The sequence below is a fragment of the Paraburkholderia sp. Ac-20347 genome (genome assembly GCF_017104805.1).
Lineage (GTDB): Bacteria > Pseudomonadota > Gammaproteobacteria > Burkholderiales > Burkholderiaceae > Paraburkholderia > Paraburkholderia tropica.
This window is the reverse complement of the sequence record NZ_JAAGPN010000482.1, coordinates 1-2,674: the sequence shown is the minus strand read 5'-3', so window position 1 is coordinate 2,674 and position 2,674 is coordinate 1. Positions and strand designations below refer to the sequence as shown.

Genomic DNA, 2,674 nt, shown 5'->3' with positions numbered 1-2,674 from the left:
CCGACGCCGACGGGCCGCGCGCCGTCGTATCGACGGGCAGGCCGAGAATCGCGCGCGCATGGAGTTCGAATTCCGAGAAACGCTGCGACGCAAGCGTGACGAGCCCCGTGTCGTGCGGACGCGGGCTCACTTCCGAGAACCACACCTCGTCGCCGCGCACGAACAGCTCGACGCCGAACAGGCCGCGCCCGCCCAGCGCCTCGGTCACCTTGTGCGCGATCTCGCGCGAGCGTTCGAGCGCCCTCGGGCTCATCGGCTGCGGCTGCCACGATTCCACGTAGTCGCCGTCGACCTGCCGGTGGCCGATCGGATCGCAGAAATACGTCTGCACCTCGCCGCTCGACGGATCGGTGGCGCGCACGGTCAGTTGCGTAATCTCATATTCGAAGTCGATGAAACCCTCGACGATCACGCGGCCATGATTCACGCGGCCGCCCGCGAGCGCGTGCTGCCACGCGGCCTCGACGTCGGCGTCGCTGCGCAGCACCGACTGGCCCTTGCCCGACGACGACATCACCGGCTTCACGACGCACGGATAACCGACCTTGGCGATGCCCGCCTTGAGTTCGTCGAGCGAGTCGGCGAACGCGTACGGCGAGGTCGCGAGGCCGAGCTCCTCGGCGGCGAGACGGCGGATGCCCTCGCGGTTCATGGTGAGCTGTGCGGCGCGCGCGGTCGGGATCACCTCGGCGACACGCTCGGCTTCGACGGCCGCGAGCGCGTCGGTGGCGATGGCCTCGATTTCCGGCACGATCAGATGCGGACGCTCGGCGTCGATCAGCGCGCGCAGCGCCTTGGGATCGGCCATGTCGATGACGTGCGAGCGATGCGCGACCTGGTGGCCGGGCGCGTTCTCGTAGCGGTCGACGGCGATCACTTCCACGCCCAGGCGTTGCAGCGCGATGATCACTTCTTTGCCGAGCTCGCCTGCGCCCAGCAGCATGACGCGGGTGGCGGAAGCGGAAAGCGGCGTGCCGATGCGGGGGCCGGTCTGCATGATGTCTCCAGAGAATGACGGTGGGCGGTACGCACGGGACCCGGCGCGCGCCACGGGTGATGCACGAATGCGAGAGAGCGCCGATGTTAACACGCGCGCGCATGCCGCCTGGCGAGTTCGCGGATACATCTGGACACAGTTAGATAGCGCGCCGCCCAGCCGTTTGCACTCGCTTGTGCGGGGCGGGTGCGTTACGCTTACGCCTTCTCGCCGCTTACCAGGAATTTCGCGATGCTCAAACGATCGAGCCACCGCCTTGCCGGACGCTCCACGGCGCGCCAGACTCGCGCCTCGCGCGCTTCGCTCATGTCGCTCGTTTCACGCGCGGCGCCGCTCGCAGCCGCCACGGCCGCCGCGCTGCTGCTGGCCGCCTGCAAGCTGCCGGTGCATCAGGACACGTCCGCGCCGCCGCCCGATCCGTTCAATCCGGCCGCCACGCAATTGCTCGACAACTCGCACTGGCAGCTCGTCGAGTGGAAGAACGCCGACGGTTCGCTGCGCTCGCTGCCGGGCGCCGCTGCCGGTACCGCTGCTGGCACCACCGCCGCCGCGAACGCGCCTGGCGCGCGTCCGGTCACGCTCGATCTGTCGACCGCCACCGGCCAGCGCCGCGCGAGCGGCTTCTCGGGCTGCAACCGCTACACCGGCGCTTACGTGCTCAAGAACGGCCTGCTCTCGTTCGGCCAGCTCGCGGGCACGCGCATGGCGTGCATCGGCGCGGGCGGCGAAATCGAAAGCGCCTATCTCGACGCGCTCTCGCACATCGCGCGCAGCGGCGTGCAGATGCGCGATCCGCAGGCGCTCCTGCTCGTCCTGGAAAACGGCGACCGCCTGACTTTCGCGAGCACGGCCGCTGCGGCGGCCACGCCGGCTTCGGGTGCGCAACCCGCGAAGCAAGGCGAGTAAGGATCCGCTGACGATCCGCAACGCCTTGCCGCCGCGCCCTCGTCCGGCGCGGCTCTTTTTTGCGACGCGAACCGCCGCCACGCGCTCAGACGCGCGGCAAAGCGCAAACCGCTAACGCGCGACCGAACGCACTGCGGCGCGGCGACAACGCGCGTTGCGGCGCGCGGGGTCCTTGCGGTTACACTCGAACACTCGACACGTTGCACCTTTTTTAATCACTGATCTCTGGCATGCACACGGTAGTTCCTGGCTGGTTCGGCTTGTCGGCCGTCTGGTTCATCCCCCTGATCTGGCGTCTCGTGAAGTCGGTGCTGCCCGGCGGCGCGGGACTGCGCGGTCCCGGCACGATCCGGCTCTGGCTCGGCTTTTTCTGCGTGTTCGTTTCGAGTTGCGTGCTCGAAGCGTCGCTGATGCACATCGTCGGTTTCGATGCGTTCGGTCACGCGCTCGCCGACGGGCTCGGCAAGCTGATCGGCCACGTCGCGGCCCCGCTCGTCATGACGGCGCTGTTTTTCGTGAGCCTGCCCTGGCTCATCGACTTCCGCTGGCGCGACTTCTTCGTGTGGGCCGACATCTCGCTCGGCCTCGGCCTGAATATCCGCCCCGCGCGCGACGACGATGACGGCGGCGAACGCCGCTCGCGCCGCAGCCGCCGCGAATCGAACGCGGACCTCGCGCAGCCGGGCGGCATGGCGGCGAGTCTCGGCGGTGGCGCATCGGGCGCGGGCATGGGTGCGGGACTCGGTTCGGGACTGGGCCAGGCCTACGGCC

Annotated in this window: 2 protein-coding genes and 1 pseudogene; 2 read left to right on the top strand and 1 reads right to left on the bottom strand. The window is 69.2% G+C overall.

Annotated elements, in window-relative coordinates; all coding sequences use genetic code 11:
- The coding region (gene purT, locus G3N97_RS37780) for a formate-dependent phosphoribosylglycinamide formyltransferase (RefSeq protein WP_205997849.1) at nt 1–997 on the bottom strand (997 nt) is incomplete at its 3' end.
- A gap of 306 nt (nt 998–1,303) precedes the next feature.
- Between purT and G3N97_RS37775 the strand changes: the two genes are divergently transcribed.
- On the top strand, nt 1,304–1,903 hold the full coding sequence (locus G3N97_RS37775; protein WP_241031081.1) for an META domain-containing protein: 600 nt from the start codon (nt 1,304–1,306) through the stop codon (nt 1,901–1,903).
- A gap of 230 nt (nt 1,904–2,133) precedes the next feature.
- A pseudogene (locus G3N97_RS37770) lies at nt 2,134–2,674 on the top strand (DNA translocase FtsK 4TM domain-containing protein); the annotation flags it as partial.